Annotated in this window: 14 protein-coding genes; 9 read left to right on the plus strand and 5 right to left on the minus strand. The window is 68.7% G+C overall.

Annotated features, from left to right (window positions below; translation table 11 throughout):
• Positions 1 to 69 precede the first annotated feature (69 nt).
• Positions 70 to 1,161: an agmatine deiminase family protein gene (locus ENSA7_RS14980; protein WP_181233754.1), complete on the plus strand. Its 1,092-nt coding sequence runs from the start codon at positions 70 to 72 to the stop codon at positions 1,159 to 1,161.
• Here ENSA7_RS14980 and ENSA7_RS14985 read toward each other — a convergent pair.
• The 3 genes from ENSA7_RS14985 to ENSA7_RS14995 all read right to left on the minus strand — a co-directional run bounded on the left by ENSA7_RS14985 (position 1,128) and on the right by ENSA7_RS14995 (position 3,314).
• On the minus strand, positions 1,128 to 1,796 hold the full coding sequence (locus tag ENSA7_RS14985; protein ID WP_146157709.1) for an esterase/lipase family protein: 669 nt from the start codon (positions 1,794 to 1,796) through the stop codon (positions 1,128 to 1,130). The genes ENSA7_RS14980 and ENSA7_RS14985 overlap by 34 nt on opposite strands.
• A gap of 7 nt (positions 1,797 to 1,803) precedes the next feature.
• Complete coding sequence (locus ENSA7_RS14990; protein WP_106089966.1) at positions 1,804 to 2,802, minus strand: prolipoprotein diacylglyceryl transferase; 999 nt, start codon at positions 2,800 to 2,802, stop codon at positions 1,804 to 1,806.
• Between the two features lie 143 nt (positions 2,803 to 2,945).
• Positions 2,946 to 3,314: a TraR/DksA family transcriptional regulator gene (locus tag ENSA7_RS14995; RefSeq protein ID WP_106089967.1), complete on the minus strand. Its 369-nt coding sequence runs from the start codon at positions 3,312 to 3,314 to the stop codon at positions 2,946 to 2,948.
• A 445-nt stretch (positions 3,315 to 3,759) separates the two neighbouring features.
• On the opposite strand from ENSA7_RS14995, the gene ENSA7_RS15000 reads away from it, so the two are divergent.
• The 8 genes from ENSA7_RS15000 to ENSA7_RS15035 all read left to right on the plus strand — a co-directional run bounded on the left by ENSA7_RS15000 (position 3,760) and on the right by ENSA7_RS15035 (position 10,957).
• Positions 3,760 to 3,969 (plus strand): TIGR04563 family protein, encoded by a 210-nt coding sequence (locus ENSA7_RS15000; RefSeq protein ID WP_106089968.1) that lies wholly within the window; start codon positions 3,760 to 3,762, stop codon positions 3,967 to 3,969.
• 121 nt (positions 3,970 to 4,090) lie between these two features.
• Positions 4,091 to 4,999, plus strand: coding sequence for an alpha/beta fold hydrolase (locus ENSA7_RS15005; protein ID WP_146157710.1), 909 nt, complete (start codon positions 4,091 to 4,093; stop codon positions 4,997 to 4,999).
• Between the two features lie 156 nt (positions 5,000 to 5,155).
• A complete protein-coding gene (locus tag ENSA7_RS15010) occupies positions 5,156 to 6,334 on the plus strand; it encodes a thiolase family protein (RefSeq protein WP_106090111.1) in 1,179 nt (392 codons plus the stop codon).
• 15 nt (positions 6,335 to 6,349) lie between these two features.
• A complete protein-coding gene (locus tag ENSA7_RS15015) occupies positions 6,350 to 7,210 on the plus strand; it encodes a 3-hydroxybutyryl-CoA dehydrogenase (RefSeq protein ID WP_106089970.1) in 861 nt (286 codons plus the stop codon).
• Positions 7,211 to 7,215: 5 nt separating this feature from the next.
• Positions 7,216 to 8,013: an enoyl-CoA hydratase/isomerase family protein gene (locus tag ENSA7_RS15020; protein WP_106089971.1), complete on the plus strand. Its 798-nt coding sequence runs from the start codon at positions 7,216 to 7,218 to the stop codon at positions 8,011 to 8,013.
• Positions 8,014 to 8,064: 51 nt separating this feature from the next.
• Positions 8,065 to 9,216: an acyl-CoA dehydrogenase gene (locus ENSA7_RS15025; RefSeq protein WP_106089972.1), complete on the plus strand. Its 1,152-nt coding sequence runs from the start codon at positions 8,065 to 8,067 to the stop codon at positions 9,214 to 9,216.
• A 32-nt stretch (positions 9,217 to 9,248) separates the two neighbouring features.
• A complete protein-coding gene (locus ENSA7_RS15030; RefSeq protein WP_146157711.1) occupies positions 9,249 to 9,794 on the plus strand; it encodes a hypothetical protein in 546 nt (181 codons plus the stop codon).
• A gap of 11 nt (positions 9,795 to 9,805) precedes the next feature.
• Positions 9,806 to 10,957: an acyl-CoA dehydrogenase family protein gene (locus tag ENSA7_RS15035; RefSeq protein ID WP_106089974.1), complete on the plus strand. Its 1,152-nt coding sequence runs from the start codon at positions 9,806 to 9,808 to the stop codon at positions 10,955 to 10,957.
• 82 nt (positions 10,958 to 11,039) lie between these two features.
• On the opposite strand, the gene ENSA7_RS15040 is transcribed toward ENSA7_RS15035, so the two are convergent.
• Positions 11,040 to 12,536: a hypothetical protein gene (locus tag ENSA7_RS15040; protein ID WP_106089975.1), complete on the minus strand. Its 1,497-nt coding sequence runs from the start codon at positions 12,534 to 12,536 to the stop codon at positions 11,040 to 11,042.
• A 12-nt stretch (positions 12,537 to 12,548) separates the two neighbouring features.
• Positions 12,549 to 12,929: a hypothetical protein gene (locus ENSA7_RS15045; RefSeq protein ID WP_106089976.1), complete on the minus strand. Its 381-nt coding sequence runs from the start codon at positions 12,927 to 12,929 to the stop codon at positions 12,549 to 12,551.
• Positions 12,930 to 13,215: the final 286 nt, after the last annotated feature.

Genomic DNA, 13,215 nt, shown 5'->3' on the forward strand with positions numbered 1-13,215 from the left:
CGATCTCGATTTGTGGTGGTACGCTCGCAGCCGCCGCGATCGACCATGGGCCTGGGCTTGCTCCTCACGATGTTGCTGGGTGGCGCGCTCGATCCCGACCTGCTTCGCCCGGCAGACGCGATCCCAGGTCAGGTGCCCGCGGCCGCGGTGATCCTCAGCGAGCCGCCCGACGCTCGTCGGTTGCGGGCCGACTTCGAGACCCCTCCGCGCGTGCTCTTGGTGTTCACGCAGGACTGGCCAGGTCCGATCGGGCGGATCGCCGAGCAGGTGCTCGCCAGCGGCAGCGGGCTGAGCTTGCTCGCCGACGTCGCCAGCTCGCCGGCCGCGTACGCGGGCTTCGTTAACGAGCTCACCTCGCGCTCAGGCGGCCGGTTGGAGGTTCACACGGATCGAGTCGACACGCCCTGGGTCCGCGACTGGGGACCGCTGCAGCTGCGCCGTGACGAGCAGAGCTTAGCCTCGCTCTGGCTCGACCCCGACCACCCCAGCGACGGACGCGAGCACGACGACGCCGCGCCCCGGTGGCTGGCGACGCACCACCGCGTCGAGCTCACGGCGCTGCCGTGGGCGCTCGATGGCGGCGCGTTCATCAGCGACGGCGGAGGTCTGTGCGTGCTCAGCCTCGAGTACCTCGAGCTGCGCGGGATCACGCCGGGCGGCGACCCTGTCGGTGGGGCGGCGCTCGGCCAGCTGCTCGGCCAGCTGGGCTGCCGGGCGACCGCGCTGGTGCCCACCTTGCTCGCCGAGCACACCAAGCACGTCGACATGATCGCCCAGTTCGTCGGGCCGAGCCGCCTGATGATCGCCAGCATCGAGGACGAGCTCGGGGGCCGCAGCGAGGACGCGCTGCGGCTGGCGGCGGCGGAGCTGGGGATCCGTCGAGCCGCGAGCGCGCTCGGGCGCTCGCTCGAGATCATCGAGGTCCCGACACCGCCGAGCGAGGCCGGCCGCAACCCTCGCACCCACGTCAACGGCCTGCGCCTGGCCGATCGCTACTTGATGCCGAGCTACCCCGAGCTCAGCCAGGCGCTGCAGCGTCGCGCCCGAGCGGCCGTGCAGCGGGCCGTGGGCGAGATCCCGGTCGTGACGATCGACGTCAGCGAGATGATCACCGCGGGTGGGGCGATTCACTGCGCCGCGCTGGGGCTGTTCTCGCCGTGAGTGAGAAACTCGACCGCCCGGGCCAGCACGTCGCGGCGCCACTGCAAGGTCGAGTGCACCCCGCCGACGAACTCGGGCTCGAGGCCGGGGAGCGGCGTCTCGTGGAGCGCCACCACGCCGTCGTCGTCGCCGCTCAGCGCGGGGTTGTAGCCGTGGCCGTCGCCGGTCCCCCCGACCAAGATCAGGGTCTCGCAGCTGGGCGGCGGCGGCGGTAGCTGGGCGACCCGCGGCGGCTGCAGCTCGTCGGCGGCGAGCCCGTAGAGCCAGTGGAACGGGGCGAAGCCGTGGTTGCGGACCGCGAGCTCGGCGCCCTGATTGGGCGGCGCGAGCATCACCAGGCGCTGGCGCGGAGCCAGCTCGAGCAGGCTAGGTCGGGCCAGCAGCGCCCGCGCGACCAACCCACCCATGCTGTGCGTGAGCAGCCCGAGCAGCTCGCACGGCTCGCGGTCGGCGAGCCACGCACGGATCTCCAGCTCGAGCTGCTCGGCGTGGCCCTCGAGCGACTGGCGGCGGGTCGCGTAGCCAAAGCTGCGGGCGTCGAACCCGTGGCGCGCGAGGAACCGCGCGGTCGGTCGCATGCCCAGCGGCGAACGCAGCGCGCCGTGGAGCAGCACGACCGGGACTCGCCTGGGCATCGCGAGGTCAGTCGGGCTTGGCGTCCTCGCCCTTGGGCTTGGCGTCCTCGCCCGACTTGGAGCTGGTGGCGCCCGACTTCTTGGCGGACTTTTTCTTGCCCGACTTTTTCTTGCCTGACTTTTTCTTGCCCGACTTCGCTGCGTCTTCGGCTCCGGGGGTCCACGGACCGCCGGTCCACTGGATCACGGACGCGGGCGCCTCGGCGAGCTTGGTGCGCCGCATGATGTGCACGCCGATCACGACCGCGATCACGACGACCCCGGTCAGGTGCCCGAGCGTCACCGGGCCCGCGAGCTCGGGGGTGACGTCGTAGCGGAACGGATCCTCGATCAGGTAGCGGATGGCCGCGTAGTAGCCCATCGCAAACAGGGCGACCTGACCCGAGTACTGGCGGCGGGCCCGAATCAACAGGCTCAGGCCAACGCCGAGCGCGGCAGCGCCCGCCGCGTAGAGCTGCGAGGGGTGGACCGTCAGCGATCGGTCGAGGCCGATGCGGAGCCCGGTGAGCTCGCGTCGCTGGACGTCGTAGACTGGCGAGTCGGCCGGGAATTGCACGGCCAAGAAGAAGTCCGGATCGACGTAGGCGCCGAAGTCTGCCCCGGCCAAGAACGCGCCCAGCCGCTCGAGCACGACCCCGAGCAAGAACGCTGGCGCGGCGCAGTCGAGCCAGGCCCACGGCGGGATCTTCTTGTTCTGGCAGTACACCCCGGCGACGATCAGCCCGGTCAGCACGCCACCAAACCCCGACAGCCCGCCGGCCTGCAGCTGGATCAGCGAGACCAGCCCGTCGAACTGCTCGCGGTTGGAGAACAGCCACATCGCGCGCCCGGCCAGCAGCCCGGCCCCGACCGCGATCACGTAGCCGGTGCCAAGTTGATCCGCGGGGAGCTTGTCAGCGCGGGCGAACGCGAGGCTCATGATCCAACCAAGGATCAAGGCAACAGCGATGAGAAATCCGTACGCGTGGATCGGCGTCTCGCCGAGAGAGAACAGAACAGGATGCATGGTCAGCAGTAGGGGAGAGCGACCGCGCCTACCGCGGCCGAACGTCCGCGGACACTATCTGGTTTGGGGGCTCACAGCCATGGCTGTGAGACCCAAAAAGCTGTCGACCGGCGGCCTCGCGCCGGGGGCCTCAGTCGTCCGTCTCAGCCGTCTGCGTAGACAGCTTCCTCTTTTTCCTGGGCTTCCTTGCACTGGATGCACAAGGGCGCCTCCGGGCGGGCTTCGAGGCGCTTGGTGGAGATCGGCTCCTCGCACTCCTCGCAGATCCCGTAGGAGCTGTCTTCGATCTTGCGCATCGCGATCTCGATCTTGTTCATGAGGTGCCGCTCGCGGCCCCGCAGACGAAACGAGAACGCTTGCATGTACTCGCTGGACGCCTGATCGACCTCGTCGAAGCGGTCGTCGGGCGACAGGATCATCTCGTTCGACAAGGTCTCGTGGGCCTGCTCGAGAAGCCGTCGGCGCTTGTCGTTGAGCAGCGATTTGAAGTTGTCTAGCTGCTTTTGACTCAAGTGTGAGGACGTCACTGACTCACCGTCCTTTCGGCTGGCTCCATCGAATCCACACGATCCGTGGGGGCGGGAGCGTATCGACAAGCGCCGGCAGGGACAAGCAAAAATACGCCGGCGCCGCTGTGGTCGGGGTTTGGATGGCCTGTCGTTCGTTCGTGCATGGGCAGTGTTTCAGCCAAGGAAACGGAAAGTCGGGAGGGCGTGCGTACCGCGGTCTGAACCGACCCAGGCCGGAGATCGCACAGATCTCGCCCGACTGGACCAAGAGGGGATGGTCTGAGCTGCTCACTCACTTCGGATTGTTCGAGCAACCCGCGGGCCTGGCAAGCTCGGACGCTCGCTCACCCCACATGGATCGCCGTGAGGACACATGACGCGAGGCGGTTGACTGTGATCCCACCTTATCCTACCGTTTCGCCGCTTCCTCCAGAGAGAATTCAAACGGATGGCCACCTCCGACAAGCGCAAGCAGAGCCTCTACTTCCCCGAAGATATGCTGAAAGAGATTCAGCACGAGGCGACCCGTCAGGACCGCTCCCTATCTTGGATCGTCCAGAAGGCGTGGAAGCTGGCCCGTCGCGAAATCACCAAGTTCCCGAGTGTCAACGACATCGAGGACGACATGGAGGATGATCACCGCGGCAAGTCCGAGTGATCTCGCGCGGGTGGTGGCTCAGGCCAGGGGCGCTCGCAGGTGGCGCCCCTTCCCGCTGTAGTGATGTTTCGACCAGCTCCGTGCCCACGCGGGTGAGCTGGTCGTCGTGTTCCTGGTGAGCATGTCGGACCGTCAGCACTGGGTCAGGCACTGGGTCCGTCGTGACGACGGCGCGCGACTTCACGTCCGCAGCCTCGGGAGCCCGAGTCAGCGTCCGGCGCTGTTGATCCTCGACGGCATTGGTTGCGCGGGGTGGGCATTTCGCAAGCTCGGCCCGCACCTCGCTGGTAGCCCCGAGTCGGGCGGGCGCCAGGTCGTGCTGATGCACTACCGCGGCCACGGAAAATCGCCGAGCCCGCCGCGACCGTGGCAGCTCGGCATGCACACCCTGGCCGACGACGCGGCCGCGGTCTGCGACGCCCTGGGGCTCGAGCGCGTGGTCGCGCTGGGCTTCTCCATGGGGTTTCAGGTCGCGCTCGAGTTCTATCGGCGCCACCGCGCCCGCACGGCGGCGTTGATCTCGCTCGCGGGTCCGCCGGGGCAGCCGCTCGCGTCGTTCCGAGGCACCGACGCGTTCTCGTTCGTGCTGCCGCTGGTCGTCGGGGTCACGCGTCTGGCTCGACAGATGACCCGGCGCGTGTGGGCGTCGGTCCTGCCCAGCCAGCGTGCGATCGATTTTGCGCTGCGCTACGAGGTCAACCGCGAGCGGATCGACAGCCGCGACTTCGAGCTGTACCTGCGCCAGATGGCCGACATGAACCCCGAGCTGTTCGCGGCCATGCTCGAGCAGGCCCAGCGCCACACCGCCGAAGACATCCTCGGCAAGATCCGCGTGCCGACCATGGTCGTCGCTGGCGCCCGCGATGAATTCGTCCCGGTCCAACGCCTGCGCGCGATGGCCTTCGCGATCCCCGGCGCGCGCTGGGAGCTCATCGACGAGGCCACCCACGCGCTGCCCGCCGAGTACCCCGACGAGCTCGCGCTGCGAATCACCAGGTTTCTCGAAGAGCTCCCGGACGCCGCCGCGTAGGGCCCTGGCATACCTACGAATTCTGGCGCTAACACACGTCTAGGGGCCCTTGGACCGCGCGCGGCACCGTGGTAAGGCGCACGAGAGGACATCGCTGGGGTCGCTCGCCGCGGAGCTGACCGGAGCTGACCCATGGCGATGTGTGAACAGGTGAACATGTCACGAGAAGTCGTCATCGTTAGCGCCGCTCGGACCCCGATCGGTAGTTTCCAAGGTGCCCTCGCTGCGGTCCCTGCGACCGGGCTCGGCGCGATTGCAATCAAGGCCGCGCTCGAGCGCGCCGGGGTCTCGGGCGCCGACGTCGACGAGGTCCTGATGGGCATGGTGTTGCCCGCCGGAACCGGGCAGGCGCCCGCGCGCCAGGCCAGCAAGGGCGCGGGGATCCCCGACTCGGTCGGCGCGCTGACGATCAACAAAGTGTGTGGTTCCGGGCTCAAGGCCGTGATGCTGGCCGCGCAAGCGATCCGCTCGGGAGACGGCGAGATCTTCGTCGCGGGCGGGATGGAGTCGATGTCGAACGCGCCCTACCTGCTGCCCGGGGCCCGCGACGGCTACCGCCTGTTCAACAAGTCGGTCGTCGACGGCATGGTCCACGACGGCCTGTGGGATCCCTACAACGACTATCACATGGGCAACGCGGGCGATCTATGCGCGCGCGAGTGTGGGATCAGCCGCGAGCGCCAGGACGAGTTCGCCGCCCACAGCTACCGCCTGGCTCAGAACGCGGTGACCGAGGGCCTGTTCGCCAACGAGGTCGTGCCGGTCCCGGTCCCGCAGCGCAAGGGCGACCCGATCCTCGTCGACAAGGACGAAGAGCCGTTCCGCGGCAACATCGAGAAGCTGCCCTCGCTGCGGGCCGCGTTCTCCAAGGACGGCACCGTCACCGCTGGCAACGCGCCCTCGATCAACGACGGCGCCGCCGCGCTGGTCGTGATGTCGCGCGAGCAAGCCGACGCCCGGGGCCTTAAACCACTGGCCACGATCAAGGGCTACGCCGGCTACGCGCAGGCGCCCGAGCACTTCACCACCGCCCCCGCGGGCGCGATGCAGGCGCTGCTCGACAAGACCGGCACCAGCGTCGGCGACGTCGATCTGTGGGAGATCAACGAGGCGTTCGCGGTCGTGGCCCTGGCCAACCAGGACAAGCTCGGGATCGCCAGCGATCGCATCAACGTGCGCGGCGGGGCCGTGGCGCTCGGGCACCCGATCGGCTGCTCGGGCGCGCGCGTGCTCGTGACCTTGCTGTACGCGCTCGAGTCCCTCGACAAGCGGCGCGGCGTCGCGTCGCTGTGCCTTGGCGGCGGTGAAGCCGTCGCGCTCATGGTCGAGCGCTAACAGGAAATCATCAGCATGATCGACATCAACACCATCGGAGTCCTCGGCGCTGGTCAGATGGGCGGCGGCATCGCCCAGATCGCCGCGCAGGCCGGCTATGACGTGCTGCTCGCCGACGTCGACCTCGCCCACGCGCAGGCCGGCAAGGGCCGCATCGACAAATTCATGAGCCGCGCCGTCGACAAGGGCAAGCTCAGCGCGCAAGACCGGCAGGCCGCGCTCGATCGCATCACCTGCGTGGGCGCGATCGAAGATCTCGGCCCGGTCCAGTTTGCGATCGAGGCCGCGACCGAGAACATCGAGCTCAAGAAGCGGCTGTTTCGCAGCCTCGATCGCGCGCTCAACAAGCAGGCGATCCTCGCGACCAACACCTCGTCGATCTCGATCACCTTGCTCGGCGCCGAGACCCATCGGCCCGCCAGCGTGGTCGGCATGCACTTCATGAACCCGGTGCCGGTCATGAAGCTCGTCGAGCTGATCCGCGGACTGCCCACCGACGACGCCACCTACGAGGCGACCAAGGCGCTGGCCGAGCGGCTGGGCAAGACGGTGATCACCTCCAAGGACTCGCCGGGCTTCATCGTCAACCGGATCCTGATCCCGCTGATCAACGAGGCCTGCTTCGCCCTGCAAGAGGGGCTGGGCACCGCCGAAGACATCGACACGGGCGCCAAGCTCGGGCTCAACCACCCGATGGGGCCGCTCGAGCTCGCCGATCTGATCGGCCTCGACACCTGCCTGGCGATCGCCGACGTGCTGCTGCACGAGCTGGGCGACACCAAGTATCGGGCCGCCAACGTGCTGCGCATGCACGTGGCGGCCGGCTGGCTCGGGCGCAAGACCGGGCGCGGCTTCTACGACTACAAGCAACGCTGATCGTCATGAGCTACGAAACCCTCGAGATCGAAGACCGCGACGCCGCACGGATCGTCCGGATCAACCGGCCCAAGGCCCTCAACGCGCTCAATCAGGCGGTCGTCGCCGAGCTCAGCCGCGTGCTCGAGGCCCTGACCGAGCAGGTCCAGGCCGGCGACTTCAGCGTGCGTGGCCTGATCCTGACCGGCGCGGGCGACAAGGCGTTCGTGGCCGGGGCCGACATCGCGGCCATGCGCGAGATGGATCCCGACCAGGCCATGCGCTTCGCCAGCCAGGGCCACGCCGTGGGCGAGATGCTCGCCAACCTGCCGATCCCCGCGATCGCGGCGGTCAACGGGTTCGCGCTTGGTGGCGGCTGCGAGCTGGCGATGGCCTGTGACTTCATCATCGCCAGCGAGAAGGCCAAGTTCGGCCAGCCCGAGGTCAAGCTCGCGGTGATCCCCGGGTTTGGCGGGACCCAGCGGCTGACCCGTCGGGTCGGCCTGGCCCGGGCGATCGAGCTGTGCGTCACCGGTGAGATGATCCGCGCCGACGAAGCGCTGCGGATCGGCCTCGCCAATCGCGTGGTCGCGCCCGAGCAGCTGCTCGACACCTGCCTGGGCATCGTCGCCGCGGTCGCCAAGATGGGTCCGCTGGCGATCGCCGCGGCCAAGCGGGTGCTGCACCAGGGCGCCGAGCTGCCGCTCGAGGCCGCCAACCAGCTCGAGATCGAGGCGTTCGCGGGCCTGTTCGCCAGCGCGGATCAACGCGAGGGCATGCAGGCGTTCCTCGACAAGCGCGAGCCCACGTTCACGGGCAAGTAACACCAGATCACCGGACCACTGGATCACTGGATCAGAGAAGGGGAGCACAGCTTGAATTTCGAACTGACCGAAGATCACGAGGCAATTCGCCGGACCGCCCACGAGTTCGCGGCCCGCAGCGTGGCCCCGATCGCCGCCGAGATCGACAAGCACGCCCGCTACCCCAAAGAGCTCGTCGACGAGATGGGGGAGCTGGGTCTGCTCGGGATCGAGGTCGAGCCCGAGTGGGATGGCGCTGGCCTCGATCCGATCTCCTACGTGATCGCCATGGAAGAGATCAGCGCCGCGTGTGCCTCGACCGGCGTGATCATGTCGGTCAACAACTCGCTGGTCTGCGACCCGCTGCGCAAGTGGGCCAACGACGCCCAAAAAGACAAGTGGCTGCGCCCGCTCGCGACCGGCGAGAAGCTGGGTTGCTTCATGCTCAGCGAGCCCGAGGCCGGGTCCGACGCCGCCGCCCAGACCACGGTCGCCGAGCCCAAGGGCGACGGCTTCGTGATCAACGGGGTCAAGAACTGGATCACCAACGGCCCCCAAGCCGACGTCGGGATCCTGATGTGCATGACCGACCGCGAGCAGGGCCACCGCGGGATCTCGAGCTTCGTCATCGACATGAACGCCGAGGGGGTCACGCGCGGGCCCAAGGACGACAAGCTGGGGATCCGCGCCAGCCACTCGTGTCAGATCTTCTTCACCGATCACCACGTCAGCGGCGATCAGCTGCTCGGCAAGGTCGGCGACGGGTTCAAGGTCGCAATGAGCACGCTCGACTGCGGCCGGATCGGCATCGCTGCGCAGGCACTCGGGATCGCCCGCGGGGCGTTCGAGGCGGCGACCCGCTACGCGACCGAGCGCAAGACCTTCGGCAAGGCGATCGCCAACCATCAGGCGATCAGCTTCATGATCGCCGACATGGCCACCGAGATCGACGCGGCCCGGCTGCTCACCTATCGGGCCGCGGCGCTCAAGGCCGCCGGCAAGCGCCACACCACCGAGTCCGCCATGGCCAAGCTCATGGCCTCGGAGGTCGCCAACAAGGTCGCCAAGAACGCCGTGCAGATCTTCGGTGGCAACGGCTACGTGACCGAGTATCCAGCGGAGCGCCACTACCGCGACGCCAAGATTACCGAGATCTACGAGGGTACGAGCGAGATTCAGCGTGTGGTGATAGCCTCCAACATCATCAGGGCGATGTCTCAATAGCAACGGCTAGCCATGAGGAGCGACAAATGACGATGAGCTACAGCAAACTGATCACCCTGCTCGGCCTACTCGTTGGCGTCACCGCCACGGTCGGGTGCAAGCCGAAGGTCGCCAGCAACCAGGATCTGCTCAACGCCTACGGCGGCGAGAAGTACACCGAGGACATGGTTGCGACGGACTACGAGGTCACCGAGAACCAGGGTGACTCGATCGACCCGCGCACCCAGGCCGCGATCCAAGACACGATCAGCACGGTCTACGTGTCGGACTTCGAGAAGTGCGTCGAGAAGGAGATGGACCGGCTCGAGAACCGCTGGGTCGCCGGGACCTTCGCCATCGAGTTCACGATCGAGACCTCCGGCATGGTCAGCGCGGCCACCTTGCTGCAAGAGGACATCGAAGAGCGCCGCACGCTCAACGCCAAGGGCGAGTTCGTGACCTCCGGTGGGGCCGCCCCGCGCAAGGCCGAGAACTTCGGCTCCTGCATCACGGCGCTGGTCTACAAGTGGGAGTTCGACCCGCCGCCCGAGGTGACCTACACGCACACCTACAACGGGCAAGTCGGCGAAGCCTGGTAGCTCGAGCTCGCATGGACTTCACGCCCAGCGAAACCCAAGACATGATCCGCAGCACCGCTCGGCAGTTCGCCGCGCGGTCGCTCGAGCCCAGCGCGGCCGCCCTCGATCGGGACCATCGGTTCCCGCGCGAGACCCTGGCCGAGGCTGCAGAGCTGGGGCTGCTCGGCATCAACGTCCCGGCCGAGTACGGCGGCGTAGAAGCTGGCGCGGTCGCCTACTCGCTCGCCGTCACCGAGCTCGCGCGCGCGTGCGCGGCCACGACCGTGGCGATCTGCGTGTCCAACATGGTCGCCGAGGTCATCTGCGCGTTCGGCAACGAAGCGCAGCGCGACGAGCACGTGACCAAGCTGTGCAGCGGCGAGTACGTCGTCGGTGGGTTCGCGCTGTCCGAGTCGGGAGCCGGCAGCGATCCCGGCGGCATGACCACCCGGGCCCGCAAGACCGACAAGGGCTGGGTGATTGACGGCTCCAAGCTGTGGATCACCAGCGGCACCGACGCGGGCTTGTTCGTGGTCTGGGCCCGAACCAGCGACGCACCCGGGGCCCGCGGGGTGTCGTGCTTTTTGGTCCGCGGCGACGCGCCCGGGCTCACCGCGGGGAAGCCCGAGGAGAAGCTGGGTCAGCGCGGCAGCCCGACCACGGCGCTCGAGTTCGAGGGCGTCGAGGTCGGCGACGACGCGCTGCTCGGCGAGCTCGAGCGAGGGTTCCCGGTCGCCATGATGGCGCTCGACGGCGGCCGCGTCGGCATCGCCAGCCTCGCGCTCGGCGTCGGCCTGGCCGCCAGCGAGTTCGCCAACCGCTACGCGCTCGAGCGCCAGCAGTTTGGCCAGTCGATCACCAACTTCCAGGCGATCCAGTGGATGATCGCCGACAGCGCGACCGAGCTCGAGGCCGCCCGCCTGCTCACCCTGCGGGCGGCGTGGCTCAAGCAGTCGGGCAAGCCGTTCACGCGCGAGGCATCCATGGCCAAGCTGTGGGCCTCGGAGCGGGCGTTCACCGCCTGCAACCGGGCCCTGCAGATGCTGGGCGGGTATGGGTACACGCAAGACTTCCCGGTCGAGCGCTACCTGAGGGACGTGCGTGTCACGATGATCTACGAGGGCACCAGCGAGATCCAGCGCGTGGTCATCGGCCGCGACGTGGTCCGGCAGTTCTCGAGCTAGTTGAGCGCTTCGAGGTCCGGGCGCGGAGGGGGTGTGCCGATGGTCCACCGCACACAACCTCGAGCTGGCCCAATCGTCGGGCTTAGCGTCCGCAGGCGACGTTGCGGCGCTGCAGCTCGGCCGCCTGCTCGTCGCCGGCCATGACGGCCTCGTGGCCGAGCCAGCGAAACATCGCCGTAGCGATGCCGGTCTCGCCGCGCTCGTCCCACAGCCACACGGCCAGGTTGCACAGCGGATCGTGGATCTGCGAGAAGGCGATGCGCACCAGCTCGGGCCCGCCGAGCTCACAGACCCGCTCGTAGTGCTCGCGCAGCGCCAAGAACTCGCGTAGCTCGTCGAGCGGCGCGAGCTGGCGGCGCGCCCGAACCCGGGCCTCGAGGCCCTCGGACATGATCGCCAGCTCGTCGAGCAGCGCGTGGCGGAGCTCGCGGGCGACCCGTCGCAGGGTCTTGGAGTGGACCTCGAGTTCGGCGAGGGGCACGGCGCCCGCGCGGGCGAGCGCCGAGAGATCGGCTTCGACCTGGCGACCGAGCCGCTCGAGCACCAGATCTGGATCGCCCGCGCGCAGGGCCAGCGCTCGACGAGCGGTCTGACTGCGCACGCCGGGATCGGACAGCATGTGATCCCAGCCGCGACCGAGCTGCTGAAGCTCGGTGGTTGGGATCCGGCCGCAGGCGATCGCCCCGCTGTGGGCGGCGAGCAGCGCTGGGCCCTCGAGGGTGATCGCTGGCGCGGTGCTGGGCCGGCGAACCTCGGGGACAGCCTGGACCGGCGGCTCGAGCAGGGCGCGCCAGACCAGCGCGAAGGTGCGCACCCGCGAGGGGGCGAGGAGCCACCGCACCACCAAGACGAAGTTGCCGGGCACCGGGGGGTAGCCGATCAGCCGGGCCGCGACATCGCCGAGCAGCTTGGACGCGCGCGAGCGACGGTGGGGCGATCGCCCGCGCAGCTCGACGTCGGCCCAGGCCCCGCGCGAGGCCGCGTCGGCGACCAGCCACTCGTTGGCGAGGTAGCGGGTCAGCGGTGGCCGATGATCATCATCGAAGTCGGCGACGATCTGCATGAGTCGGCGCGCGGCCGCGTGGTCACCGACCGCGTCGGCCAGCAGCGCGCTGCCGAGCACCCCGGGGGCCCCGAGCGGCTCGATCTCGTCGCGCCGGGCCGAGAGCCACACGATCGCCGAGGGGCTTGGGTGCCGCTGTCGCAGCACCGCCCACGCGCCCGCGACCAGCTGACCCCCGCTGACGTCGCCGCGCCAGACCCAGCCCGACAGCTGCGCCATGTTGTACGCAGCCCGCCACCAGCCCAGCGGGATCAACACCAGGCGGGTCAGCGGCCACGGGAACAACAGCACGAGCACGGCCGCGAACGGGATCACGTTGATCAGGTGGCCGCGCCCGATCGAGAGCGCGAACAGGGCCGCGACGAAGCTCAGGATCAGCGAGAGCACCACCGACCACAGCCCCCGCGCCCACTGCTTGGGCGGCAGGTGAGGGGACACGCCCACGTGCTCCCAGCGGTGCAAGAGCGTGGGCAGCAAGATCGCAATGGTCGTGAACGCGAGCGGAAACATCGGCATGGAGTCGTGACCTCAGCTGCGCCAACCGAGCGCGGAGTGGGCCGCGCTGAACCCAAGGACGTCGTCAGACAGGTGGGCCGCCCCGCCGGGGCCAGCTGTCCAGGGGCGCGCCAGCACCCACAGCTCGTGGAACAGGCGGCGCTGGGGATCTCGCAGCTCGGCCATCGCCTCGCGGATCTTCGCGGCGTCGCGGCGCCCAGATCCGAACGGGGTGGGGTAGGTCGGACCGCCGGCGAGATCCAGCTCGATCATGGCCAACAGCTTCTGGCCGGCTCGCTCGACCTCGGCCCGGGTGCAATCGGGAGCGAGCTCGAGCACATAAAAGGGGTTGTCGACCAGTCGCGCCTGCAGCTCGGGTTGTCGCTCGGCCCGAAACTCTGGTTCGTTGCTCACCGCGACCTCCCGCGGCAGGGGCCGGTTCGACGAGGGGGAGCGGACGAGCCAGATCGGGGTCGCGGTCGGGTGATCATTGGGGCGAGAACTCCCTGACGTGTTGGCCCCAGAAAAGTTCCCGTAAATCTGGGAACCTGCGAACTTCGGGAATTCGGACCAGAACGTTGTTCGGCGGTGTTCCGTGACGTGCGCAAACGACATACATCGAGCTCGGGTCCAGACCGATCTCGGCCTGGGCACAAAAACGGGTGACACTCTCGCCGCGCCGCGGTGTTTCGAGCCGTGG

The sequence above is a fragment of the Enhygromyxa salina genome, assembly GCF_002994635.1.
In the GTDB taxonomy this organism is placed as follows: domain Bacteria; phylum Myxococcota_A; class Polyangia; order Nannocystales; family Nannocystaceae; genus Plesiocystis; species Plesiocystis salina_B.

Excerpts from the sequence above, each read along its gene's own strand:
- ENSA7_RS14980 (WP_181233754.1), top strand. The coding sequence starts at position 70 with ATGTTGCTGGGTGGCGCGCTCGATCCCGACCTGCTTCGCCCGGCAGAC.
- ENSA7_RS14985 (WP_146157709.1), bottom strand. The coding sequence starts at position 1,796 with ATGCCCAGGCGAGTCCCGGTCGTGCTGCTCCACGGCGCGCTGCGTTCG.
- ENSA7_RS14990 (WP_106089966.1), bottom strand. The coding sequence starts at position 2,802 with ATGCATCCTGTTCTGTTCTCTCTCGGCGAGACGCCGATCCACGCGTAC.
- ENSA7_RS15000 (WP_106089968.1), top strand. The coding sequence starts at position 3,760 with ATGGCCACCTCCGACAAGCGCAAGCAGAGCCTCTACTTCCCCGAAGAT.
- ENSA7_RS15005 (WP_146157710.1), top strand. The coding sequence starts at position 4,091 with ATGTCGGACCGTCAGCACTGGGTCAGGCACTGGGTCCGTCGTGACGAC.
- ENSA7_RS15010 (WP_106090111.1), top strand. The coding sequence starts at position 5,156 with ATGTCACGAGAAGTCGTCATCGTTAGCGCCGCTCGGACCCCGATCGGT.
- ENSA7_RS15015 (WP_106089970.1), top strand. The coding sequence starts at position 6,350 with ATGATCGACATCAACACCATCGGAGTCCTCGGCGCTGGTCAGATGGGC.
- ENSA7_RS15020 (WP_106089971.1), top strand. The coding sequence starts at position 7,216 with ATGAGCTACGAAACCCTCGAGATCGAAGACCGCGACGCCGCACGGATC.
- ENSA7_RS15030 (WP_146157711.1), top strand. The coding sequence starts at position 9,249 with ATGAGCTACAGCAAACTGATCACCCTGCTCGGCCTACTCGTTGGCGTC.
- ENSA7_RS15035 (WP_106089974.1), top strand. The coding sequence starts at position 9,806 with ATGGACTTCACGCCCAGCGAAACCCAAGACATGATCCGCAGCACCGCT.
- ENSA7_RS15040 (WP_106089975.1), bottom strand. The coding sequence starts at position 12,536 with ATGCCGATGTTTCCGCTCGCGTTCACGACCATTGCGATCTTGCTGCCC.